The sequence below is a fragment of the Halorubellus salinus genome (assembly GCF_020567525.1).
Classification (GTDB): Archaea; Halobacteriota; Halobacteria; order Halobacteriales; family Natrialbaceae; genus Halorubellus; species Halorubellus salinus.
In genome coordinates this window covers 381,317-405,795 of record NZ_JAJCVI010000004.1, presented here as the reverse complement: position 1 = coordinate 405,795, position 24,479 = coordinate 381,317, and the positions used below count along the sequence as shown (strand labels likewise).

20 protein-coding genes and 2 pseudogenes are annotated in these 24,479 nt (G+C 69.4%); 13 read left to right on the top strand and 9 right to left on the bottom strand.

What is annotated here, in order from left to right; genetic code table 11:
- Positions 1-34: 34 nt before the first annotated feature.
- The 3 genes and pseudogenes from ahbB to hemA all read left to right on the top strand — a co-directional run.
- A pseudogene (ahbB, locus tag LI336_RS13235) lies at positions 35-1,099 on the top strand (siroheme decarboxylase subunit beta); the annotation flags it as partial.
- A 208-nt stretch (positions 1,100-1,307) separates the two neighbouring features.
- Positions 1,308-1,958 carry a precorrin-2 dehydrogenase/sirohydrochlorin ferrochelatase family protein gene (locus tag LI336_RS13230; RefSeq protein ID WP_227133606.1) on the top strand — a complete coding sequence of 217 codons (651 nt, stop codon included), beginning with the start codon at positions 1,308-1,310 and terminating at the stop codon, positions 1,956-1,958.
- Positions 1,958-3,286: a glutamyl-tRNA reductase gene (hemA, locus tag LI336_RS13225; protein WP_264475423.1), complete on the top strand. Its 1,329-nt coding sequence runs from the start codon at positions 1,958-1,960 to the stop codon at positions 3,284-3,286. Before LI336_RS13230 ends, hemA begins: the two co-directional genes overlap by 1 nt.
- A gap of 261 nt (positions 3,287-3,547) precedes the next feature.
- Here hemA and LI336_RS13220 read toward each other — a convergent pair.
- The 5 genes and pseudogenes from LI336_RS13220 to icd form a co-directional block, all read right to left on the bottom strand.
- Positions 3,548-4,795 (bottom strand): annotated as a pseudogene (locus tag LI336_RS13220) (PQQ-dependent sugar dehydrogenase); the annotation flags it as partial.
- Positions 4,796-4,849: 54 nt separating this feature from the next.
- Positions 4,850-5,656: a hypothetical protein gene (locus LI336_RS13215; RefSeq protein ID WP_227133604.1), complete on the bottom strand. Its 807-nt coding sequence runs from the start codon at positions 5,654-5,656 to the stop codon at positions 4,850-4,852.
- 59 nt (positions 5,657-5,715) lie between these two features.
- A complete protein-coding gene (locus LI336_RS13210) occupies positions 5,716-6,210 on the bottom strand; it encodes a GNAT family N-acetyltransferase (RefSeq protein WP_227133603.1) in 495 nt (164 codons plus the stop codon).
- A gap of 76 nt (positions 6,211-6,286) precedes the next feature.
- A complete protein-coding gene (locus tag LI336_RS13205) occupies positions 6,287-7,009 on the bottom strand; it encodes a hypothetical protein (protein WP_227133602.1) in 723 nt (240 codons plus the stop codon).
- 173 nt (positions 7,010-7,182) lie between these two features.
- Positions 7,183-8,460 (bottom strand): NADP-dependent isocitrate dehydrogenase, encoded by a 1,278-nt coding sequence (icd, locus tag LI336_RS13200; protein ID WP_227133601.1) that lies wholly within the window; start codon positions 8,458-8,460, stop codon positions 7,183-7,185.
- Between the two features lie 1,156 nt (positions 8,461-9,616).
- Here icd and LI336_RS13195 point away from each other — a divergent pair.
- Both LI336_RS13195 and LI336_RS13190 read left to right on the top strand, forming a co-directional pair.
- A complete protein-coding gene (locus LI336_RS13195; RefSeq protein ID WP_227133600.1) occupies positions 9,617-10,561 on the top strand; it encodes an isoaspartyl peptidase/L-asparaginase in 945 nt (314 codons plus the stop codon).
- 51 nt (positions 10,562-10,612) lie between these two features.
- The gene (locus LI336_RS13190; RefSeq protein ID WP_227133599.1) at positions 10,613-11,146 is read left to right on the top strand and encodes a hypothetical protein; all 534 of its coding nucleotides are present in this window, start codon (positions 10,613-10,615) and stop codon (positions 11,144-11,146) included.
- 251 nt (positions 11,147-11,397) lie between these two features.
- Here LI336_RS13190 and ppk1 read toward each other — a convergent pair whose 3' ends face one another.
- Both ppk1 and LI336_RS13180 read right to left on the bottom strand, forming a co-directional pair.
- Complete coding sequence (gene ppk1, locus LI336_RS13185) at positions 11,398-13,779, bottom strand: polyphosphate kinase 1 (RefSeq protein ID WP_227133598.1); 2,382 nt, start codon at positions 13,777-13,779, stop codon at positions 11,398-11,400.
- A gap of 138 nt (positions 13,780-13,917) precedes the next feature.
- Positions 13,918-14,622: a metallophosphoesterase family protein gene (locus tag LI336_RS13180; protein ID WP_227133597.1), complete on the bottom strand. Its 705-nt coding sequence runs from the start codon at positions 14,620-14,622 to the stop codon at positions 13,918-13,920.
- A 200-nt stretch (positions 14,623-14,822) separates the two neighbouring features.
- Here LI336_RS13180 and map point away from each other — a divergent pair, with 200 nt between their 5' ends.
- A complete protein-coding gene (gene map / locus LI336_RS13175; protein ID WP_227133596.1) occupies positions 14,823-15,719 on the top strand; it encodes a type II methionyl aminopeptidase in 897 nt (298 codons plus the stop codon).
- Between the two features lie 241 nt (positions 15,720-15,960).
- Here the strand turns inward: map and LI336_RS13170 are convergent, their stop codons facing one another.
- Positions 15,961-16,161, bottom strand: a complete 201-nt coding sequence (locus tag LI336_RS13170) for a DUF7835 family putative zinc beta-ribbon protein (RefSeq protein ID WP_227133595.1) — start codon at positions 16,159-16,161, stop codon at positions 15,961-15,963.
- Between the two features lie 276 nt (positions 16,162-16,437).
- Between LI336_RS13170 and LI336_RS13165 the strand changes: the two genes are divergently transcribed.
- The 4 genes from LI336_RS13165 (at position 16,438) to LI336_RS13150 (ending at position 19,497) form a co-directional block, all read left to right on the top strand.
- Positions 16,438-16,971: an HIT family protein gene (locus LI336_RS13165; RefSeq protein ID WP_227133594.1), complete on the top strand. Its 534-nt coding sequence runs from the start codon at positions 16,438-16,440 to the stop codon at positions 16,969-16,971.
- A 238-nt stretch (positions 16,972-17,209) separates the two neighbouring features.
- The gene (locus tag LI336_RS13160; protein ID WP_227133593.1) at positions 17,210-18,133 is read left to right on the top strand and encodes a cation diffusion facilitator family transporter; all 924 of its coding nucleotides are present in this window, start codon (positions 17,210-17,212) and stop codon (positions 18,131-18,133) included.
- A 120-nt stretch (positions 18,134-18,253) separates the two neighbouring features.
- The gene (locus LI336_RS13155; RefSeq protein ID WP_227133592.1) at positions 18,254-18,904 is read left to right on the top strand and encodes a metal-dependent hydrolase; all 651 of its coding nucleotides are present in this window, start codon (positions 18,254-18,256) and stop codon (positions 18,902-18,904) included.
- A gap of 83 nt (positions 18,905-18,987) precedes the next feature.
- Positions 18,988-19,497, top strand: coding sequence for a GNAT family N-acetyltransferase (locus LI336_RS13150; RefSeq protein WP_227133591.1), 510 nt, complete (start codon positions 18,988-18,990; stop codon positions 19,495-19,497).
- A 37-nt stretch (positions 19,498-19,534) separates the two neighbouring features.
- Here the strand turns inward: LI336_RS13150 and LI336_RS13145 are convergent, their stop codons facing one another.
- Entirely contained in the window at positions 19,535-20,158 is a 624-nt protein-coding gene (locus LI336_RS13145) for a DUF7978 family protein (protein ID WP_227133590.1), read from the bottom strand.
- Positions 20,159-20,326: 168 nt separating this feature from the next.
- Between LI336_RS13145 and LI336_RS13140 the strand changes: the two genes are divergently transcribed.
- The 3 genes from LI336_RS13140 (at position 20,327) to LI336_RS13130 (ending at position 24,430) form a co-directional block, all read left to right on the top strand.
- Positions 20,327-21,403, top strand: coding sequence for a M24 family metallopeptidase (locus LI336_RS13140; protein WP_227133589.1), 1,077 nt, complete (start codon positions 20,327-20,329; stop codon positions 21,401-21,403).
- Positions 21,404-21,567: 164 nt separating this feature from the next.
- Complete coding sequence (locus LI336_RS13135; protein WP_227133588.1) at positions 21,568-23,832, top strand: NADP-dependent malic enzyme; 2,265 nt, start codon at positions 21,568-21,570, stop codon at positions 23,830-23,832.
- A 142-nt stretch (positions 23,833-23,974) separates the two neighbouring features.
- Positions 23,975-24,430, top strand: a complete 456-nt coding sequence (locus LI336_RS13130) for a hypothetical protein (protein WP_227133587.1) — start codon at positions 23,975-23,977, stop codon at positions 24,428-24,430.
- Positions 24,431-24,479 lie beyond the last annotated feature (49 nt).

Genomic DNA, 24,479 nt, shown 5'->3' with positions numbered 1-24,479 from the left:
TCCTTATACGCTCGCGGACCTGACCGCCTAGCAAATGGGACGGGGAGACGTCGATTACGAGCTGGACGACGTGGACCGAGCGGTCGTGAACGCGTTCCAGGGCGGGTTCCCCGTCGTGGAGCGGCCGTTCGAGTCGGCAGCGGCGGCGCTGCGCGAGCGCGCCATCGACATCGACGGTGACGGGTTACTGGAGCGCGTTCGGACGCTCGACGACGAGGGCGTGCTGTCGCGGTTCGGGCCGCTCGTGAACGCCCAGGAGATCGGTGGGGCGGCGACGCTCGTCGCGATGCACGCGCCCGAGGAGCGGTTCGACGAGGTCGTGGAGGCGGTGAACGGACATCTGGAGGTCGCGCACAACTACGAGCGCGAGCATCCGCACCTGAACGTGTGGTTCGTCGTGAGCGTCGCGGACGCCGACCGCGTCGAGGAGGTTCTGGCGGAGATCGAGGCGGAGACCGGACAGGAGACGTACAACCTCCCGAAGCTGACGGAGTTCCGCGTGGAGGCGAAGTTCCTCGTCGACGGCCCCGTTCCCGAGGGCGACGTCGACCTGTCGAGCCTGGGGCCGAGCCCGGACCCCTCGGGGCGGTCGACGCTGACGCCCGCCGAGCGCGACCTCGTGCTCGAGGTGCAGGGTGGACTGCCGGTGACGTCGACGCCGTACCGGGACGTCGCGGACGCGCTGGGCGTGGACGTCCAGTGGGTCCTGGAGACGCTCCGGCGGTTCGAGGTCGAGGGGAAGATCCGGCGCGTCGGCGTGGTCCCGAACCACTACGCGCTCGGGTACACGGAGAACGGGATGACGGTGTGGAACGTCCCGGACGACCTCGTGAGCGAGGTCGGGCCCGCGGTCGCGAGCCTCGACTTCGTCACGCACTGCTACGAGCGACCGCGCCACGATGGGGTGTGGCCGTACAACTTCTTCGCGATGACGCACGGCCGCAGCGAGGAAGAGAGCGCCGAGCGCGTCGAGCAGGTCCGCGACGTCATGAGCGAGTACTGGGACGTCGGCGACGAGGACTGGGACACGTTGTTCTCGACGCGCATCCTGAAGAAGACCGGCATCCGACTGGACGAGCGCGCGGACGCGAACACCGACGCTGACGCCGGCGGCGACGCGGACGCCAGTACAGAAGCGGGCGACGACGTGGAAGCGGACGACGACGCGGAGCCGAGCGAGGAGGAGACAGCCGAGATGGACGAACAGGCGTCCGCGGACGCGTCGAGGTGACGTCGATGCGCTCGCTCGAGGTGACGTCGATACGCTCGCTCGAGGTGACGTCGATGCGCTCGCTCGAGGTGACGTCGTGATACCGCTCTACCACGACTTCACGGGGGAGCGCGTGCTCGTCGTCGGCGGTGGGTCGGTCGGGGCGCGGAAAGCCCGACGGTTCGCGACGGAGGCCGACGTCGTCGTCGTGTCGCCGGGGTTCGCGGACGCGGACTTCGGTGGCGCCGAGCGCGTCCGGAGCGAGGTCGCGCCCGACGACGTCCCGGCGTGGTTCGAGCGCGTCGACCCCGCGCTGGCGGTGGCGGCGACCGACGACGCGGCGGTGAACGCGCACGTCGAGAGCGAAGCCAGGGAGCGCGGCGTGCTCGTGAATCGAACGGACACGCACGGCGAGCGCGACCCCGGGAGCGTCGTCGTGCCCGCGACGGTCCGTGACGACCCGGTCGTCGTCTCCATCGCGACCGGCGGCGCCAGTCCCGCACTCTCGAAGTACCTCCGCGAGCAGGTAGAGGACGACATCGCGGGCGCGGGCGCGATGGCGGAACTCACGGGCGCGCTCCGCGACGACCTCCAGGGTCGCGGCGTCGACCCGGAACGACGCCGGGACGTGGTGCGTGCCGTCGTGCGGTCGCCGGACGTTTGGACAACTTTACGTACCGGTAACGCCAAGCCACGACAACTGATTGACGACGTCCTCGCGGACGTCGCACCCGAACTCCTCAAATAATGAAGGACACAGGCGTCATCACGGGCGTTCGCGTCACTCACAGCACGGGGAGCGTCGACGACGTCGCGGCGGCGAGTACGCGCGAGCCCGCTGCGGTGCTCGGGACGCTCGCGGCGACCGACGGCGTCGAGGAGGCGTTCGTCCTCCAGACGTGCAACCGCGCGGAGGCGTACGTCGTGACGGGCGACGCCGGAGCGGGTCGCGCGGCACTCGCCGAGTACGGCGCGGACGCGAGCGACGAGGCGCGCGTCGAGATGGGTCACGAGGAGAGCCTCGAGCACCTCCTGCGGGTGGCGTCGGGCCTGGATTCGCTCGTGCTCGGCGAGGACCAGGTGCTCGGGCAGGTCCGGGACGCCCTGGAGACCGCCCAGCAGGTCGGAACGGTCGCCGACGTCCTGGAGGACGCGGTCCTGAAGGCGGTGCACGTCGGGGAGCGGGCGCGGACGGAGACGGACGTGAACGAGGGCGTCGTCTCGCTCGGGTCGGCGGCGGCCGAGCGCGTCGCCGCCGAACGCGAACTCGAGGGCGCGACCGCGCTGGTCGTCGGCGCCGGCGAGATGGGGTTGCTGGCGGCGCGTGCACTCGCCGACCGGGGCGTCGGCCGGCTCGTCGTCGCGAACCGAACGGTCGCGAACGCCGAGCACGTTGTCGACGAACTGGACGTGCCGACCGAGCCGGTGCCGCTGTCGGCGGTCGACACGGTCCTGTCGCGCGTGGACGTGGTGCTGTCGGCGACGTCGAGCGACGACCTCGTCGTGGGCGCGAGCGCGCTCGCCGACGCGGGCGACGTGACGGTCGTCGACCTCGCGCAGCCCCGGGACGTCGACCCGGCGGCGGGCGACATCCAGTCGGTGACGGTGTACGACCTGGACGCGCTCGAGGACGTCACCGAGGAGACCCGCGAGAACCGCCGGGAGGCCGCCGAAGCGGTCGAACGTATCGTGGACGCGGAGCTCGCGAACCTCCTGGAGCAGTTCAAGCGCCAGCGTGCGGACGAGGTCATCGCGGCGATGTACGAGTCCGCCGAGCGCATGAAGGCTCGCGAGGTCGAGACGGCGTTGTCGAAGCTCGACCTGGACGACGAGGAGGCGGCGGTCGTGGAGTCGATGGCCGACGCGTTGGTCTCCCAGTTGCTGTCCGCGCCGACGAAGAGCCTGCGGGACGCGGCGGCGGAGGACGACTGGTCGACGATCAACACCGCCCTGCAGTTGTTCGACCCGGAGTTCGATGCGGACGGGATGCCGGCGGCGGTGGCGGCGATGCTCGCGAACGACGACGATGCCGGCGCGAACGAGTCGCCGCTGGGTGCGTTCACGGACGACGACTGACCGGGCGTCCCGCGGTCGGTCGCGACGGCGTTCTCACCGATTCCTGATCCTGGTAGCGGCGGTGCCGGCGATCGCGGCGAGGCCGGCGAGGACGCCGAAGCCGGGCGTGGCGTCGCTCTCCTGGCCGGCGCCGGTGTCGTCGCCGTTCCCGTCGTCGGTCGTCGGCGGGAGCGGGGTGCCGGTGAGTGCGGTCGTGACGCTACTCGTCAGTGCGGCAGTGGTGTCGGTCGGCGAGCGGTCGGCGCCGTCGGCTGGTTCGAACTTCGAGAGGCGGCCGCTTTCGCCGCCGGGGCCGCTGTTGCCGTCGGTGGCGACGTAGAGTTCGCCGTCGTGGTCGGTGCCGAACGCGAGCACGAACCGCTCGATGCCGCCGCCGGGGGCGACCGCGAGGTCCTCGCGCGTCCACTCGTCGCCGCTGGGGTCGGCGAGGAAGAGGCGCTGGCGCCAGTCCGCGAACACGTACTTGCCGTCGAGCGCGGGGACGTCGCTCCCGCGGTAGACGTGGCCGCCGACGACGGCGATACCGACGTCGTGACTGTACTCGAGGACGGGGTCGACGAGCGGGTCGCCGTCGGGCGTCTCCGTCGGGCAGTCGTCGGCGTCGTAACAGTGCCGGCCTTCGCGGACGTTCCAGCCGTAGTTCGCGCCCGCCCGGATGACGTTCACCTCCTCCCAGCGGCTCTGGCCGACGTCCGCGGCGACGAGTCGGTCGCCGTCGAAGCTCAGTCGCCACGGGTTCCGGAGCCCCCACGCGTACTGCTCGGCGAGGCCGTCGCGGTCGACGAGCGGGTTGTCCTCGGGAATCCCGTACGGTTTGCCGTCGGTCCGCGAGTCCGGGTCGATGCGGAGGATGCTCCCGAGGAGGTTCTCGGTGACGTCCTGGCCGTTCCCGCCGGCGTTCGCGTCGTACCAGTCGTCGACGTGGCCGGTACCGCGGTCGCCGCTCCCGCCGCCGTCGCCGACCGCGACGTACAGGTAGCCGTCCGGGCCGAACGCGAGGTCGCCAGCGTTGTGGTTCCCCTGGGGCTGAGGTATCTCGAGGAGCGTGCGTTCGTCGTCGACCGCGAGCGCGCCCTCGGCCGTGACGGGGACCTCGTCGAGGACGAACGTGTGCGAGAAGTCCTCGGGCGTCCCGCCCCGGCGTGGGGCGCTGTACCGGACGTACGCGCGCTCGCCGTCGGGGTGGAACGCGAGCCCGAGGAAGCCCTGCTCGGTGTAGCCGGACCCGACCGAGACCATGCGGTCGCGGAGGTCCACGACCTCGGTGGGGCCGTCGTCGTCGACGCGGTACGCGCGCCCGGGCTGGTCGACGACGTACGGGCGGTCGTCGCCGGGACGGAAGGCGACCGCGACCGGCGCCGCGAACCCGTCGGCGACGGTGTCGAGGGAGACGACCGCGTCCGCGTCGCCGTCGGTCGAACCGCCGAGGCCGAGGTCGAGACAGCCGGCGAGCGCGCTCGCGCTCGCACCGACGCTCGCGAGCACGTCGCGTCTGCGCGGGAGGGACATACCACCCGCTAGGTACGCGTGCTACTTAGTGTCGTTCGAGGCGGCGAACGGGAGTCAGATGCGGCCGAGGTAGCGCGCGGTCGCGGCGAGCGTCGCCGGCGACAGCGCGTACGTGTGCCCCCACCAGTCGGGGTCGTAGCCGACGTCCTGCGAGAAGTGCCCGAGACAGCCCGACCCTGGCCACTGGGTTTCGCCACCGACGGTCGTCTCCGCGTACGCAGTCGCCAGCGGCGTCACGATGGCGCCGCGGCCGTCGCCCGCCGGGATGACCGCGCCGAGGTCGTGCTCGCAGCCACGACCGATGACGGGGCGAGCGTCGTAGGGCGTCACGAGCCCGTGCAGCACCTCGTGGACCGCCATGTTGTCCGTGACCGCCGCGTCGTCCCACCGTTCGGTCGCGCCGACGTTCGCGTACGACACCGGCCCGTCGTACTTGACGTGCGAGCGGTTCCCGCCGTAGCCGATGGACTGCTGGAGGGGTGCGTCGACGAGCATCAGGTGGAGGGCGTCGGGGTCGCGGCGGTCGGTCGCGTCGAGCCAGTTCGCCGTGGACCTGTAGACCGCGTCGCGCGTGTTCGTCACCACGGTTCCGCGGGGCGCGGTCGCACCCGCGACGACGTCGTACTCGACGTCGCGGTCGAGTTCCCGGTCTGCGTTCCGCGCGACCTGCTCGACGCCCCGGTCGACCGCCCGCACCACGCGCCGGAAGGTGCGGTCGGGGATCGACCGGACGCGATGCACGGCCACACCGACGGTCATCGGACTCGCGACGGCGTCGCTTCGAGTCGAATCGGCTCCGGTCGGGGCGAGCGCTGGCGCGCTCGCCGCCACGGCCTGGAGGAGGGCGCGTCGAGACGGCACGCGCTCGGCTTCGCACCCGACCGGCGTAAGTCTCCTCCCTCCGTCGCGAGCGCGAACGCTCAGCTCGTCGCGTCCTTCCGCATCTTCACGTGCGGGATGCCGGCCTCGTCGAACTCGTCGCCGAAGCGCTCGTACCCGAGTCGCTCGTAGAACCCCGCCGCCTGCGTCTGGGAGTACAGGAGGAACGACTCGAACCCACGCTCCCCGCCCTCGGTCTCGAGCACGTCCATCAGCGCTCGCCCGACGCCGGTTCCACGATACGATTCGAGGACGGCGACGCGCTCGACCTTCCCGACGGCCGCCGCCTCGCGGTCCTTCGGCCGGATCCGCGCCGCGCCCACCGGCCGCACGCCGTCCGCGACCGCGAGCGCGGCGTCTCGCGTCGGGTCGCGGTCGTACGCGACGACGTGCGTCGTCGCCGGGTCGTCGTCCCAGTCGTCCCACTCCAGGCTCTCGTCGACGTCCTGCTCGTCCACGAACACCACGCGCCGCACCGCGAACGCGTCCTCGCGCTCGTCCTCCGCGTCGGCAACCTGCACGCGTACGTCAGTCATGCGCGGACCGACGCACGGAACCCTCGAAGGGGTTTCGCTCGCATCATGCCACCGGACCGCCGAGCGGCGTCGGCGCTCAGAGCACGCCCGTGCCGCCGCTCGCGACGACGACGGACGCGTACACGTCGCCGTTCGGCGAGACGTGGACGTCCGCGCTCCCGTGCTCGAAGCGTTCGGCAGTCAGAAACGCGCGCACGTCGTCGTCCCCGAGGAGGTTCCGGAGGAACGCGTCCGCGACGGCGTCCGCGTCCGCGAACCCCTCGATCGCGCGTTCGTCCTCGGCGCCGGTGAGAATCCGTCGAACGAACTGGAACTGTCCGAGTCGGAAGTCCCGGAGTCGCCCGAACAGCTCGCGGGCACTCCCGTCCTCGCCCGTCGTGACCGTGTACGCGGTCGCGTACCGCGCCGCGTCGACCACCCGCCCCTCGGCCGCGAGGTCGACGTCGCGCTCGGCGTTCACGCCATCCAGGATCGCGTCCTCGACCGCCGACAGCGAGAGACCGCCAGCGCGCTCCGCACTCCCCGGTGCGTCCGGTATCGCCGGCGGCGTGTACTCCTCCCACACCAAGTACCCACCACCGAACAGCGCGACCGCGCCAGCCACGCCGTACCCGACGAGCGCGCGCCGCGACGTCCCCAGGAGTGACTCCGCCTCCCGCACGTCGCGCTCCCCGTCCAACGGCACCTTCTCCAGGGACATCCCCCCGCAGTTCGAACACGGCGGATTGTGCTTGGGCGTCCGCTCCCCGCAGTGCTCGCAGCGCCACTCGAACCCGCCAGCGTCGGCCGCGTCGTCCATCAATCACACAGAACGACCGCGCGCCCAAACCGCTACCGGACTCCACGCGCCATCGACTCGAAACGACAGCCGCCGACGCATCGCGAGACCCAGTGCCGAGACGACCGAACCACCGAGCCGTCGGCTATCGAGCGCGGCGAAGAGAGAGAAGAACCGCGGCCGCGGTCGCGTCGTTACGAGAGCTTCTCGATATTTGCGACGACCTCCTCGGCGTATTCGGTCGTGGAGACCTTCTCGGCGTCGTCGAGGTTGCGCGCGAAGTCGTACGTGACGATGCCGGAGGAGATGGTCTCCTCGACGGCGTCGCGGACGAGGTCGGCGGCGTCCTTCCAGCCCATGTAGTCGAACATGAGTTCGCCGGAGAGGATGAGGGCGCTCGGGTTCGCCTGGTCCTTGCCGGCGCGCTTCGGTGCGCTGCCGTGGACGGGCTCGGCGAGGACGCGCGCGTCACCGAAGTTCGCGCCCGGTGCGATACCGAGACCGCCGATCTGGGCGCCCGCGGCGTCGCTGAGGTAGTCGCCGTTCAGGTTCGGCATCGCGAGGACACCGAACTCGTCGGTGCGGAGCTGCATCCACTGGAGCATCGCGTCCGCGAGCCGGGATTCCACCATGACGGCGTCCTCGGGGATGTCGATCTCGTCCTCGGTCTCCCAGAGCGAGTCCGGTGCGGCGAACACTTCGTCGTCCGGGTACTCTTCGTCGGCCACTTCCATGCCCCACTCGGTGAACTGGCCTTCGGTGAACTTCATGATGTTCCCCTTGCCGACGAGCGTGACCTTGTCGCGGTCGTGCTCGAGGGCGTAATCGATGGCCTTGCGGACGAGGCGCTTCGAGCCGAACTCGGTGATCGGCTTGATGCCGATACCGATCGGGCCGTCGTGCATGATGCCGTCCATGCCCATGTCGTCCTCGACGAAGTCGCGGACCTGCTCGACCTCGTCGGTGCCGGCCTCCCACTCGATGCCGGCGTAGACGTCCTCGGTGTTCTCGCGGAACGTCACCATGTTCATCTCCTCGGGGCTCTTCATCGGGGACGGAACGCCGTCGAGGTAGTACGTCGGGCGGACGTTCGCGTAGAAGTCGAGCGTCTGTCGGAGGGCGACGTTCAGGCTCCGGAAGCCAGCGCCGACGGGTGTCGTGAGCGGCCCCTTGATCGCGACGCGGAACTCGTCGATCGCGCGAACGGTGTCCTCGGGGAGGTTCTCGTCGTACTTCTCGCGAGCGGACTCGCCGGCGTAGACGCGCATCCACTCGATGTTGCGTCCGGTTGCCTCGGCGGCGGCGGTCAGGACCTTCTGCGCGGCCGGTCCGACGTCCTTCCCGATGCCGTCCCCGTGAATGATGGGGATGATGGGGTTCTCGGGGATGTCCAGCTCGTCAGCGTCCTCGTCGACAACTTCGATCGCCTCGCCGTCCGACGGCACGTCGACCTTCTCGTACTCGTGACTCATACTCGGCTAGATGGTCGGAACACCCGCCTAAAAGGCCTATCATTTGGCTGCGAGACCCGCGACGTCGGCGTGTTTGCGGGCGTTCTCGACGTGGTCGGGACGAAAGTTTTGCCACCGTGTTCGTGGTTCCGCTGGCGGCGCACCGGCTCGCGCGAAAGCACGAGGACGGCGACTGCGGGGCTGACGGTGCGAAGCGCAAGGAGGAATCGGCGCGACGACAGCGGTTTCGACGCGACGACAGCGGACTCGGCGTTGCGACGAGGTCAACGTTCGACGACGAGGTCAGCGCACGGCGACGGGTCGGCACGACGACGGCGAACTCGGCGCGACGACGAGGTCAGCGCACGGCTACGAGGTCAGCGCACGGCGACGGGTCGGCGCGGCGGCAACGGACTCAGCACGACGGGTCGGCGCGGCGAGGCTGCTGCGAGGGTTCTGCCGGCGGCAGCAGGAAGGTGGTGTGCGTGCGGTTCGGGTTGGCTCGCGGTACGTGATCGCGGATCGGTGCCGGTCGGTCGCGGCGTGGCCTGCGCCGCGACAGCACGGTACGTGCGTCGTCGGCCACGACGTCTGTGTCTCCGTCGTGGGGCAGTCGGCGTGCGGTGCGGGTCGGCCGCGGTGCGGGCAGTCCACCGCGGGGTCGCGTGTGGTTCGAGTGATCGGTGCGTCCGGTGCGGGCGTTCGTCGCGGGCGGTGCGGGTCGGCCGCGGTGTAGGCAGTTCACCGCGGGCGTGACCGGTCTGGTTCGCGTTCGGTTCGAGGTCGTTCGCGTTCGGTTCGGGCGGCCGCGGCGCAGGTGATTCGCCGCGGGAGTCGCGGAAGCGCCGGTTCGGGTACGGTTCGAGTGACCGCGGTGCAGGCAGTTCACCGCGGGCATCGCGTGTCGGAGGCCCATCGGTCGGCGGTCGTCGGTGCGTTCGTAGGTGCCGCCCGCTGCGTCGGTGGTCGCGCGGACGACGTCACGGTCGTCGCAAGCGTATTGTCCGCATCACGTCTTAGTCAAGAGTTAGCACGGCACAAGTACTTTGGGGCCAGGTACCATGGGAGACCGCGACACGCTCGCTGTCCTGGAGGCGATGGAGCTGGCCGTGCGCGTGCCCTCCAGCCAGGACCCAGGTCGGCAAGCGTTAAGCGCCGGGGGGCCGCGTCCCAAGCCATGCAGGTCATCGTGCACGGCGGCGCAGGGAGTGCGCCGGACGAACCCGAGAGCCGACAGGCGATACTCGACGACGCCGCGAACGAAGGTGCGAACGCAGCGACACCGCTGGACGCGGTGGAAGCAGCCCTCCACGTCCTCGAATCGTCGCCCCGGTTCAACGCCGGTATCGGCGGTGCCGTCCAGTCCGACGGCGTCGTCCGCACCGACGCCGGCGTCATGACGAGCGACCGCGACGCGGGCGCCGCGTGCTCGATGCCGGGCGTCGAGCACGCCGTCTCGGCGGCACGCGTCGTCCTCGAGGAGACCCCGCACGTCCTCGTCTCCGGCGAGCACGCCGTCTCGCTCGCCGACGACTACGGCGTCGACACCGACGGCGACCTCTTCACCGACCGAACGCGCGAGAAGTACGCGAACGCGGACCCGCCGACGGGATCGCCGAGCGAGCACCTCGCGTGGCTCGCGGACCGGTTTGGGCGGGGTGGCGCGGCGAACGCCGACCCCGAGTCCGACGACCGCGCCGGTGACGATCACACCGACCACGCCAGCGAGAGCGGGGCCGACCACACCGACCACGACACCGTCGGTGCGGTGGCGCGCGACGGCGATCGCATCGCTGCGGCGACGTCGACGGGCGGTCGGTGGTTCGCGCTCGCCGGGCGCGTCGGGGACGTCCCCCAGCTCGGGAACGGGTTCTACTGCGCGCCAGCCGGCGGTGCGAGCGCCACTGGCGCGGGCGAGGACATCGCTCGCGTCACGCTCGCGCGCCGCGCCGTCCGCCACGTCGAATCCGGTCGGGACGCCGACGACGCCGCCGCGCTCGCCATCGACGAGTTCGGCGAACTCACGGGCTCGCAGGCGGGCGTCATCGTCCTCGACGCCGACGGGAACGCCGGCAGTGCGTACAACTCCGAGCTCATGCAGACCGCCGTCGTCGTCGAGTGACCAGCGCAGTCCCGCGGCGGGTTGATGGTTCGAGCGCGCGTACTGGTGGGCGTGTACGAGTGGTTCCCGCTCCTGGCGATCCTGACCGGGGTCGTGGTCGTGCTCGCTGCACCCGTCGTCGCCGTGATCGCCGTCGCCGTCGAACGGCTCGCTGACGCCCGCGTCGACCGTGTCGCCGGGATTCTGGTGGCGGTGCCGACGACGGTGGCCGTCGGTGCGCTCCTCGTCCTCGGCGGCTTCCTCGCCGCTAGCGTCGTCGCAGCGGTCGTGGTCGTGCTCGCGGCCGCACCGCTTGCCGTCGGCTGGCTCGTCGCCGCCCACGCCGACGGGCTCCCCGGTCGCACCGGACGGCGCTGGGTGGTCCTCGCGTGGCCGGGTTGCCTCGCACTCGCCGGCATCCTGTTCGCCGCACCCGGAGGGTTCGCGCGGTACAACGTCCTGTTCCTCGACTCGCCAGTCCGGGAGTCCGCACTCCTCGCCCTGCTCGCCGTCGCCGTCCTCGGCCCAGGCATCGTCGTCGCCGTCCTCGACCGACGGCACCGGTCCCGTCCCGTCGCGTCGCCGCCAGAACGACCGAGACGGTGAAAACCACACGACTGCGACGCCACAGAACCGGTTTTCGACGCGTGTCGTACCCTATCTTTATCATCGTCGATGACGACTATGGTCGTATGCTCGAACAGACACAGCACCGCCGCGCGGCCTGCCCCGAGTGCGGCACGAAGACGATCAACGTCCAGGGCGTCGACGCGTGCCCGGACTGCGCGTGGATCGCCGACGACGACTGACGACACCGCTCACGGAAGAACGCGCCCGCACCACCGTCGTCGCCGTCGTCAGTCGAACAACGTCACTGGCCCGTCCCACACGTCCAGGCCGTCCTCCGCCCGCTCCATCATGCGCTCGTGCAGGTCCCGCACCGGTTCGTCCGCCGCGGGCCGCACCTGCTCGTACGACCCGTCGGCGTGCATCCGCCAGCGACGACGATTGTCGTCGAGGTTCAGTTCGAGCACGCGCGCCAGCTCGCGCTGCAACCGCGGGTCCTCCACGGGTGCGTTCGCCTCCACGCGGTTGTCGAGGTTCCGCACCATCCAGTCCGCCGACCCGATGTAGAACCCCGGGTCGTCGTTCTCGAAGTAGAACACTCGCGAGTGCTCGAGGAACCGCCCGACGATACTGTGCACCTCGACGTTCTCGCTCACGCCCTCGAGACCGGGGCGGAGCCGACAGATGTCACGCACGATCAGCTTGCACTCGACGCCCGCCATCGACGCCTCGTACAGCGCCCTGATGACCTCCGGGTGCTCAAGGCGATTCATCTTCGCGATGATGCGTGCGTCTCCGCCGTCGCGCGCGACCGCGGTCTCGTGGCGGATGCGGTCGAGGAACGCCTCGCGCATGTTCGTCGGCGCGATGAGCAGGCGCCGGTAGTCGTCGTGCATCGAGTGCCCCGTGAAGAAGTTGAACAGCTTCACGAGGTCCTGACCGACGTCCCGGTCCGCGGTCAGGAGCCCGAGGTCCTCGTACGTCTTCGCGGTCTCCGAGTGATAGTTCCCCGTGCCGACGTGACTGTAGAGGCGGACGTCCTCGTCCTCCTGGCGGACGACGAGCGTCGTCTTCGTGTGCGTCTTCAATCCCGGCGTGCCGTACGCGACGTGGATGCCCTCCTCCTCCAGTCGATTCACCCACCGGAGGTTGTTCTCCTCGTCGAACCGCGCCTTCAGCTCGACCATCACCGCGACCTCCTTCCCGTTCTGGGCCGCCTCGATGAGGCTCTGGATGACGTTCGAGTCCTTCGCCGTCCGGTAGATCGCGGCCTTGATCGCGAGGACGTCCGGGTCGTGCGCGGCCTCGTGGATGAACTCGTGGACGGTGCCCGTGAACGAGTGATACGGGTGATGGACGAGGATGTCGCCGTCGCGGACCTCGTCGAAGATCGTCCGGTCCTCGTCCTCGTGGACGCGCGTGAACCGCGGGTGCGGTTTCGGCGTCCAGTCCTCGTACTTCAGCGCCGGTCGGTCGAGCCCGTGCAGTCGCATGAGGTCGCGGTAATCCAGTGGCGGGTCGCGGACGAACACCTCGCGCTCGTCGACGTCGAGGTGCTCGACGAGGAGGTCGCGGACGCGGTCGGGCGTCCCACTCGCGAGTTCCAGCCGGACGACGGTCGCGAACCGGCGTTCGCGGAGCACCTCCTCGATCATGTCGATGAGGTCCTCGGCGACCTCCTCGTTCCGACGGACCTCGGCGTTGCGCGTGACGCGGAACGTCGACCACTCCTCGACCGCGGTGTCGGGGAACAGGAGGTCGAGGTTCGCGCCGATCACCTGCTCGAGGGGCACGAACTCCGCGTGGTCGTCGCCCGCGTCCTTGTCGTCGACGCGCACGAGCCGCGGGCGGTTCTGCGGGATCTTCACGCGCGAGAACTTCACGTCCGCGTCCGGTGACTTCCGCGTGAGGATGGCCATCGAGAGGCTGAGGTTCGAGATGAACGGGAACGGGTGCGCGGGGTCGAACGTGAGCGGCGTGAGCGTCGGAAGCACCTGCGCTTCGAAGTACTCGCGGAGGGATTCGCGCTGGTCCGCGGCGAGCTCGTCGTGGTCGAGGACGTGGATGCCGGCGTCGGCGAGCGCGGGCTCGACGCTCTCGCGATAGCAGCGCGATTGACGCTCGAACAGCGCTTCGGCGCGCTCGATGGCTTCGCGCCACTGTTCGCGCGGCGTCCGGCCGTCGGGCGTGAGCTCGGTGACGCCCGCGTCGATCTGCTGTTTCAGGCCGCCGATGCGCTTCATGAAGAACTCGTCGAGGTTCGACGTGAACAGCGACAGGAACTTCGCGCGCTCGAGGGTCGGGTTGCGGTCGTCGACGGCTTCGTGGAGGACCCTGCGCTGGAACGCGAGCTCGCTCAGCTCGCGGTTCAGGTAGAGCGCGTCGTCGTCGAGGTCGACGACGTCCGGGTCGTCGGTGGGTCGTTCCGGTGCTCGGGCGGCCGAGCCGTCGCCGTCGGCGCGCGCACCGCTTCCCGCCTCCGCGTCGACGTCCGCTGGTGCGTCGAGCGACGCGACGTCCGCGTCCGCGGGCGCGTCGACGACGTGATGGGACTCGCTCGTCCCGCCGGACCCACCGATGTGGGACGTCAGGGACTTCCGGCTCTCGGCCGCGTACCCGCACGCGCACTCGAAGCGAGGGGTCGTCGTGGCCGCGTCGTCGTCCGCAGTCATGCCAATCGTTTCGTCGCCCTCGGGTTTATTTGCATCGTCGCTGCCGACGACACGCTCGCTCTCGGTGGCTTCGTCGTCCGTGCTGGTGCCTGGCTCGCTCTCGGTGGTTTCGTCGTCGGAGGTCGAGAAGCGAGTCACTCAGGCGACGACCCGTTCGCGAGTGTCGACGATGGAGTCGTCGCTCCGGGAGAGGCCGTCGCGGTCGAGTTCGACCGCGACGACCTCGTCGTTCCGGACGTCGTACGCGGTGAGGTCGCCGCCGTACACGCAGCCGGTGTCGAGGCCGATGGCGTGCTCGCGGACGACGGGACTGGAGAGGACGGTGTGCCCGAAGAACGCGCGGCGATCGCCGGCGTACTCGTCCCACCAGAACGGCCGGCCGTAGGAGTCGTCGGTGAGCGAGCGCGTGTTCTGGACGTCGTCGACGTCGTGCTCGGCGAGGGGCTTGCGCGGGTCGATGCCGCCGTGAACGACGACACCGTCGTCCCAGGAGATGACGACCGGCATCGACCGGATGTAGTCCACGTCGACGGCGGAGAGTTCGGGGAGTTCCTTCTCGCCGCGCAGGAGCTTCTCCTCGTTGTTCCCGCGGATGGAGAGCATGTTGTCCGCCTCGCGGACGGTCTGCACGACCGCCTTCGAGTCCGGGCCCTTCCGGACGAGGTCGCCGACGAACACGACGAGGTCGTCGGTGGTGACCTCGAGCGTCGCGAGCAGGCGCTTCATCGCGTCGAAGCAGCCGTGGACGTCCCCGACGACGTAGACGTCGTCCCAGTCGTCGAGGTCGATGCGTCGATGCCAGGCACCCTCGGTGTCGTCGAAGTCGAATCGGTCGGCTGTCACGGTCTTGACCTATATGATCGGGAACGCACGTAAAGCGTTGCTATGACGACTCTATGGAGCTATGTAGAATGTGTTCGTCAACGAGTAGCATGCGGCTGGTGGCGTGGGTGCGCGGTCCGTGGTCGTGGCCGCGAACGCACGCGGAGAGACGCACGCGAGGAGACGCAACCTCTTTCTCGCGGACGGGTCAACGATGGGGTATGACAGACGTCGACCTCGACGCCGAGAAGTACGAGAAGCACCGGGAGGCCGGCGAGATACTCGCGCAGGTCCGCGACGAGGCCGCCGACCGCCTCGAGGTCGGAACGAGCTACCTCGAGATAAGCGAGTGGGCCGAGGACCGCATCCGCGAACTCGGCGGGACGCCCGCGTTCCCCGTGAACGTCAGCGTCGACGAGGAAGCCGCACACGGCGCCGCCGGCCCCGACGACGACCGCGTCGTCGGCGAGGAGATGGTGAAACTCGACATCGGCGTCCACATCGACGGCTGGCTCGCCGACACCGCCGTCACCGTCGACTTCTCCGGGAACCAGGACCTCGTCGAAGCCGCCGAAGAAGCCCTCGACGCCGCGCTCGACGTCGTCGAAGCGGGCGTCGACACCGGCACGATCGGCGCGGAGATAGAGGACGTCATCGAGGCGTACGGCTACAATCCGGTCGTGAACCTCACCGGACACGGCCTCGGGCACTGGGAGCAACACACCGCACCGAACATCCCGAACCGCGGCGTCTCCCAGGGCACCACCCTCGAGGTCGGCGACGTCGTCGCCATCGAACCGTTCGCGACCGACGGCTCCGGGAAAGTCTCCGAAGGCCAACAAGAAGAGATCTACTCGCTCGAACGCGAAGCCAGCGTCCGCGACCGCTCCGCACGCCAGGCCCTCGAACAGATCACCGAGGACTTCAAGACCCTCCCGTTCGCCACCCGCTGGCTGGACGTCCCCCGCCCCGAGATGGCACTCCGCCGCCTCAAAATGAACGACATCGTCCACGGCTACCCCGTCCTCAAAGAAGAAGACGGCTGCCTCGTCAGCCAACGCGAACACACCATCATCGTCACCGAAGACGGCTGCGAGATCACCACCCGATCACGATAACGACCCCCCAGAACGCAGAAACGCCGACCTGGCGGTCGGCGTACGCTCTCTAATCAGTACACAGCAGAAACGCCGACCTGGCGGTCGGCGTACGCTCTCTAATCAGTACACAGCAGAAACGCCGACCTGGCGGTCGGCGTATGCTCTCTAGTCCGTAGTCCCAAAGAAACTGCGTGCCGCCGTCACCCCAGTGCCGGCGGCGAGTTGATTGGTTTGGACACCCCCGTGCCCACCTGTGCGTCTAAGCGTTGTTCATGCGTTGGCTCGAGCGGTTCCCACAGCGTTGGCATTCGGCCACGCGGTAGGGTTCGCGCGAGAACTCCGCATTTTCCTCCTTCAGACTTTCAGTACGGATCTGCACGGACACCTGGTGCAGCGTGTCGGTGTCACAGTCGGTGCAGTGCTCCGTCAGGCCGTCGAAGGAGTTGTCAGTCGTTGCCATCTACAGACCACATGTTACCCTGGTTGGTAATAAATCGATTCGTCAGTTTTCGGGGGGCGGGGGCGAAAAATACCCGACGAGGAGCCAATGAAACCATTCCAGCGCCTGAGGTAGTCCTAAATCGTCTAAAACCACTTCTGAGGCGTTTTTCCAGTGTTTGTGGATAGCGTTTCAATCGGTTGTCAATGATTACCAGCAAATTTCCAGATAGTTACTGTCGAGATTCCCACACGTATGAAGCCGTGCTTTCAAATCAACGCCACACCTCGAAGCGGTATGGACCAGGTGTTCGCGCCGTGGCGCATCGAGTGGGTGGAACGCGACGACAAGAACCCGGACGTCGACTGCGTGTTCTGCGAGTTCCCCGACCGCGAGGACGCCCGCAGCAACCTCGTGCTCGCGCGCAACGACCACGCCGTCGTCATGCTCAACAACTACCCCTACAACCCCGGGCACACGATGGTCATCCCGACCGCGCACGAAGGCGACTGGCGCGCACTCGACGACGACCAACTCCTCGCGCACGCCCGCCTCAAGCAACGCACCATCGACGCCATGGATACCGCGTTCGCGCCCGACGGCTACAACACCGGCGAGAACCTCGGCGGGAGCGCCGCCGGCGGCAGCATCGGCGACCACCTCCACACGCATCTCGTCCCACGCTGGACCGGCGACACCAACTTCATGCCAGTCATCTCCGACACCAAGGTCATCGTCGAAGCCGTCACCGACACCTACGACCGCCTCCACGACGCCTTCAGCGACCAGGACGACGCCACCACCACCGACAACGGCGCCATCCAGTTCTAACACGCCAAACCGCACCCCCCACCGGCGTACTCTCGTGCGGTCGGATCAACCAAGCAACGACCGCCTGCCGGCAGCCGTATGCTCGTGCGGGCAACTTTCCCCCGAAACGACCGCCTGCCGGCAGCCGTATGCTCGTGCGGGCAACTTCCCCCCGAAACGACCGCCTGCCGGCGGCCGTATGCTCGTGCGGGCAGTGGAGTCGACACGCCCTTGACACCCCACGCCGTAGCCCGATGTGATGAGCGACGCGACGACGATGCGACGCATGGGCGCACTCGTCCTCGCGGTGAACCTCGCGCTCGCCGTCGGGAAGACGCTCGTCTACCTCGACGGCGGCAGTCTCGCCGTCGGGGGCGAAGCCGTGAACAGCTTCGCGGACGCCGCCTACAGCGTCTTCGTCCTCGTCGGACTCTACTACACCACGCAGCCACCGGACTTCGAGCATCCACACGGCCACGAGCGCATCGAGCCGTTCGTCGCGCTGTTCGTCGCCACGGGCGTGTTCGCCGCCGGCGGCGCCATCCTCTACCAGGCCGGGACGACGCTCCTCTCCGGTGACGCGACCGTCACCACGGGGTACGCGGCGGTCGGCATCCTCGCGGTCTCCGGCGTCACCAAGTACGGCCTCTACCGGCTCGTGTACGCACGCGGGGAATCGACGAACTCCCCGGCGCTGAAAGCGGCCGCGCTCGACAACCGCAACGACGTCCTCACCGCGGGCGCGGCACTCGTCGGCGTCGTCGGCGCACGCGCCGGCTACCCGCTCCTCGACCCGCTCGCCGCGGGCATCGTCGCGATCGCGGTCTGCTACACGGGCGTCGAGATCGTCCGCGACAACGTCGGGTACCTCGTCGGGAGCGCCCCACCCGAGGAGTTGCGCATCGAGATCATCGACCGCGCGCTCGCACACCCGGACGTCGAGGGCGCGCACGACGTCGTCGCGCACTACGTCGGCCCCGAGGTCGACGTCTCGCTGCACATCGAGGTCGAGGGCGACCGGACGCTGTTCGAGGCGCACGACATCGAGACCGAGGTGATGGACGCCATCCGCGAGCTCCCGGAGGTCGACGACGTGTTCGTGCACGTCGACCCGAAGGAACTCGGCGAGTGGAAGGCCGACGCGGACGTCGACCGGCTCGCGCGGAAACACCGCGAGGACTGACGCCTACCGGTCCTGGAGAAGACGGGTACGGTAGTTGCGATGGCGGTGGGCGAGAGCGGTAGGCGAACGGGTGAGCGAGGCCGGGATAGGGTTTTGGTAGCTGCGGCCCTGGCTCGTGGTATGCCTTCGACGCTCGTGCACGTGGCACTCGGTGGGTTGGTTGGGTGCGCGTTGCTGGCCGGCGCGTTCTCGCCACGCGCCATCCTCGTGGTGCTGGCAGCGGTCGCGGCGGTCGACCTCGACACGTTCCTCGGGTGGGTGGTGGTGGGCGCACATCGCTCCGCCACGCACACCCTGCTCCTCCCGGTCGCGCTCGGTGCGCTCGTGTACTGGGACGTCCGCATCCGCGAGACCTCGTGGCTGCGCGCGCGCTTCGGGGAGACCGCCCCGCGGGTGGCGGGCGTCGCGGTGGTCGCGGTCGCGTTCGCCGGCATCGGCCCGGACGTGGTGACCAACGGCGTGAACGTGCTCTGGCCGGTCCACGACCAGTTCTACGAGGTGACGGGCCGGACGTACCTCAGCGACCAGCAGGGGTTCGTGCAGACGTTCGTCGACCTCGGGAACGCCGAACCCGTGAAGGACGCGAGCCTCGGGTCGACGAAGGAACGCCAGTACCACACGGGGGCCGACACCAACCCCGATAGGAAGGGCGAACCCGAAGTGAACGAGCGCATCTTCCCGCTCGCGGGCTCGGGCACCCAGCTCCTGCTCGTCGCGACGGGCGCGCTCGTCGTCGCCAGCCGCGTCGCCGAGGACGTCCGCGACCGCTGACCCGACCGAGCGACACAACCGTCGACCGGGCTCCGGCTCGCGGGACCGGAACGTTCCTTTCGGTGCCGCGTGCTTGGTCGAACATGGACGCCACCATCCGCCCGTACGACGCCGAGCGCAACCGCGGCGCGCTATGGGAGCTCAAGCAAGGGTTCGAGACCGGGCTCGGCGAGGGCACCGGCAGCGACGACAAGCAGGCGCTGTACGAGGACAAGCTCGACGAGGCGTACCGCGCGGACTGGCTCGCGTGGGTCGACCGATGCGTCGCCGACGACGAGCGCTGCGTGACCGTCGCGAGCGCGCCCGACGACGCCGGCGGCGAGACGCTCCTCGGGTACGTGTTCGTGCTCCCCGAGCGCCTCGCGTTCGTGTGGGACGCCGCCGTCCTCAACGAACTCTACGTCGTCCCCGACGCCAGAGGAACCGGCGTCGCGGACGACCTCATGGACGCCGCGGTCGCACTCGCTCGCGACCAGTCGCTCCCGCTCGACCGCCTGGTCCTGGACGTCGACCGCGAGAACGACCGCGCGAGAGCGTTCTACGACCGTCACGGGTTCGGGCACTGGGGCGAGATGGTGGCGAAGCAACTGTAGGGGAGAGAGCGCGTCGGCGCGAGCGTTCGAATCGGTATCAGGCGACCTCGGCGAGTGCGCCGCCGATGGCGCCGAAGACGACGGGGTAGACGACGCCGGCGATGATGATGGCGTTCGCGAGCGGGACGCTGAGGCTGCCGCCGTCGCCCGACGCGGAGAACAGGACCGCGCCGAGGATGACGAGCGCGAGCTGGCCGACGACGACGAGCGCGCCCGCGGCGGCGGACTGACCGGTGCCGCGGATGCTCGGCGAGGACGCGACGACGTACCCGGCGGCGACGAGCGCGACCGCGGGGACGAGGTACGCGAGCGCGAGCAGCGAGCTGTCCGCGAGCGCGATGAGGCTGAACGTCGATTCGGAGAGTGCACCCTCGTAGGTCACCTCGACGAACTGCGCGTTGAAGAGCACGTACCCGGCGGCCTTCCACGCGGGGACGCTGTCGCGGACGATGCCGATGACCGCCTGGTTCAGAGCCTCGCCGATGCTGTCGGGCTCGGGGAGTTCCACGAACGTCCAGAGGAGGAACGACACGACGTACGTCGCGACGAACGCCGCCGCGCCGGCACCGGCACCGCGGATCGCCGTCGAGGCGTCGATACCGCTCCGGGCTGTGCTACCGGCGGTCGCTCCGTCGCTGTCGGGGGTCGAACGGGCACACATATCAACGTCCCGTACCGAACGAAGCCGTAATAAACGCAGGGCTAGGTGTTCGGCTCCCAACGTGTCGGCGCGGCCGGCCGCGACGAACCGCCTGCAGGACACGACCCCTGACCGTCGGGGAGTGTGCGAACCGACGGGATTACGGCGCGTCCACTCGACGGCGCTGGTATGGAACGACGGCGACTCGACGAGTACCTCGCGGCCGAGGACCTCGCCTCCGTGTGGTTCGCGCGCCCCGAGGGGTTCGCGTGGCTGACCGGCGGCGACAACCGCGTCGACCACGAGGCGGGAATCGGTGTGGCGGCAGCTGGATACGACGGGGAGGACGTGACCGTCGTCGCCCCGAACAACGAGACGGAGCGGTTGCGCGACGAGGAACTCGCGGAGGACGTCGCGGTCGTCGAGTACCCGTGGCACGAGCGCGACCTGCCCGCGGCGGTGGCGGCGGTCGCGAGCCAGCCGGCGGTCGCGGACGTGGACGTCCCCGGGTTCGGTGACGTGGACGCGAGCGCGCTCCGCCAGCCGCTCTCCGAGCGCGACCGCGAGCAGTACGCCGACGTCGGGCGACGGACCGCTGCCGCGGTCGAGGCGGTCTGCGCGGAGCTCCAGTCGACGGACACCGAGGGCGAGGTCGCGTCAGCGCTCTCGGTCGCGCTCTCGGTGCGCGAGCTCACCGCGCCGGTCGTCCTCGTCGGCGGCGCCGACCGCGCCGCACCGTACCGGCACTGCACGCCGACGGAGAACCAGCTCGGGGAGTACGCCGTGATATCGGTGACGGCGTACGACGACGGCCTGTACGCGTCGTGCACGCGCACCGTCGCGTTCGACGCGCCCGAGTGGCTCGCCGACCGCCACGAGGCGGCTGCGCGCGTGGAGACGACGGCGCTCGCGGCGACGCGCGCCGCCGGTCGCGACGACGGGACTGCCGCGGACGTCTTCGAGCACGTCCAGACCGCCTACGACGCGGTCGGGTGGCCCGAGGAGTGGCGCGAGCATCATCAGGGTGGCGCCGCCGGGTACGCGGGCCGCGAGTGGATCGCGACGCCGACGAGCACCGAGCCCGTCCACCTCCCGCAGGGGTACGCGTGGAACCCGACCGTCGAGGGCGCCAAGAGCGAAGGCACCGTGCTCGTCGACGACGACGGGTTCGAGCCGCTGACGACGAGCGACGACTGGCCGACCGTCGAGGTCGAAGCCGTCGACTTCGACGTGACCCTGGAACGCCCCGCGGTCTACGACGCCTGACCCGTCCCGACAGGCGACGACACCCGACCGCGGTCGTTCCCCCGCGTCGACGCCGGACGCCGCGAATCGACCATGGACGCCCCCGGTCACGCCGCCCGGTTATCGACAGTCGTCGAATGTCGCTTTCGATTAGCTTTTAGTCCGCGCCGGTGGTGGGTTCGTCCATGGGACTCGACGAGGACTCACTGGACTATCACGCGGAGGACCCCCCCGGGAAGCTCGAGATTTCGACCACGAAACCGACGAACACCCAGCGGGACCTCTCGCTCGCGTACTCGCCCGGCGTCGCGGCGCCCTGCGAGGCGATCGCGGCGAACGAGGACGACGCGTACAAGTACACCGCGAAAGGGAACCTCGTGGGCGTCGTCTCCAACGGGAGCGCCGTCCTCGGACTCGGTGACATCGGTGCGCAAGCCTCGAAGCCGGTCATGGAAGGCAAGGGCGTGCTCTTCAAGCGATTCGCCGACATCGACGTGTTCGATATCGAACTCGACCAGGACGACCCCGAGAAGATCATCGAAGCGGTCGACGCGATGGGGCCGACGTTCGGCGGCATCAACCTCGAGGACATCAAGGCGCCCGAGTGCTTCCAGATCGAGGAAGCGCTCAAGGAGTCGATGGACGTCCCCGTCTTCCACGACGACCAGCACGGGACCGCCATCATCTCCGGTGCGGCGCTCGTCAACGCCGCCGAGATAGCAGGGAAGGACCTCGAAGAACTCGAGATCGTGTTCTCCGGTGCCGGCGCGTCCGCCATCGCGACCGCGCGCTTCTACGTCTCCCTCGGCGCGAAGAAGGAGAACATCACGATGTGTGACTCCTCGGGCATCATCACCCAGGAGCGCGCGGACGCTGGCGACGTCAACGAGTACAAACAGCAGTTCGCGCGCGACGTCCCCGGCGGCGACCTCGCGGACGCGATGGACGGCGCGGACGTCTTCGTCGGCCTCTCCATCGGCGGGCTCGTCAGTCAGGAGATGGTGCAGTCGATGGCGAGCGACCCCATCGTGTTCGCGATGGCGAACCCCGACCCCGAGATCGGGTACGAGGCGGCGAAGGACGCCCGCGACGACACCGTCATCATGGCGACCGGGCGCTCTGACTACCCGAACCAGGTGAACAACGTCCTCGGGTTCCCGTTCATCTTCCGTGGGGCACTCGACGTGCGCGCGACCGAGATCAACGAGGAGATGAAGGTCGCTGCGGCGCGAGCGCTCGCGGAACTCGCACAGAAGGACGTCCCGGACGCGGTCGTGAAGGCGTACGGCGACCAGCCGCTGCAGTTCGGCGCGGACTACATCATCCCGAAGCCCCTGGACCCGCGCGTCCTGTTCGAGGTCGCGCCCGCGGTCGCGGAGGCCGCGATGGACTCGGGGTGTGCGCGTCACGAGGTCGAACTCGACGCGTACGAGGAGCGCCTCGAAGCACGGCTCGGGAAGTCCCGCGAGATGATGCGCGTCGTCCTGAACAAGGCCAAGAGCGACCCGAAGCGCATCGCGCTCGCGGAGGGCACGGACGAGAAGATGATCCGGGCGGCGTACCAGCTCGAGGAGCAGGGCATCGCGGAGCCGGTGCTCATCGGGAACCCCAGTCGCATCACGAAGACGACCGAGCGCCTCGGGCTGGACTTCGAGCCGGAGGTCGCGAACCCCCGCGAGGCCGGAGAGTACGAGGCGTACGCGGAGCGATTGCACGACATCCGGAAACGCAAGGGGCTCACGGAGAACGAGGCCCGCGACCTCGTGCGCCGTGACTCGAACTACTTCGGGAGCGTGATGGTCGAGTCCGGGGACGCGGACGCCCTGATGACGGGGCTCACGCATCACTACCCGAGCGCGCTCCGTCCGCCGCTGCAGGTCATCGGGACCGCCGAGGACGCGGACTACGCCGCGGGCGTCTACATGCTGACGTTCAAGAACCGGGTCATCTTCTGCGCGGACGCGACCGTCAACCAGGACCCGGACGCGAAGGTCCTCGCGGAGGTCGCCGAACACACCGCGGACCTCGCTCGCGAGTTCAACGTCGACCCGCGCGTCGCGATGCTCTCCTACTCGAACTTCGGGAGCGTCGACAACCCCGGCACGCGCAAACCCCGGCGCGCCGCGCGGATGCTCCGCGAGAACCCCGACTTCGACGCGCCCGTCGACGGCGAGATGCAGGCCGACACCGCGGTCGTCGAGGACATCCTCGAGGGCACGTACGACTTCAGCGACCTCGAAGGCCCCGCGAACGTCCTCGTGTTCCCGAACCTCGAAGCCGGGAACATCGGGTACAAGCTCCTCCAGCGCCTCGGTGGCGCGGACGCCATCGGCCCGATGCTCGTCGGCATGGACAAGCCCGTGCACGTCCTCCAGCGCGGCGACGAGGTCAAGGACATCGTGAACCTCGCCGGCGTCGCCGTCGTCGACGCCCAGGAAGAAGACGAGTAGGCTTCGCGGTCGGCTTTTCGCTCACGTCTTGCGAACCGCGACTCACTGCCCGCCAGGACGCGCGTGGCCGCGACGCGAGGTGAGTCAAATCGGCGTTTGTCTCTCCGTCTGGCTTTTTTCGGTGTCGTTCGTCGGTGAGTGCGTGAAGCGACGGGAGTTCGTTGCGGCCGCGGTGAGCGTGGCGTCGGCGGGCGTCGTCGGTGCGTCCCAGGCCGACGAGTTCGCGTCGGCGCCGTCGTCGCGGCCGGACCGTTTGGACGACGCCGGAGCGTCGGCGAGCGACGCCACCGAGGACGCTGCTACGGCCACCGCGGGCGAACTGGCCGAACAGTCGACGCTGGAGGTCGTGTCGACGGCGTCCAGCGAGACACCCGTGCGGTTCCGGCTCGTTCGCGCGGACGGGACGGTCGCGCACGACGACGTCCGCGAGATGAGTTACGGCGAGCGAGCGTATCTCTCCGGGCTCTGCGAGCGCGGCGAGACGTACGTGTTCACGCTGAGCGTCGAGGGCGCGACGCTCGTCCGCGAGACCGTGGAGCCCGGCGAGCGCGCCGTGTTCGAGTTACTCGACGAGACGACGGTGTCGGTGATCGCGTAGCCACTCGCCGGCAGCGGCGTCGCGAGCGCGAACGAGAGCGAGAGACTGC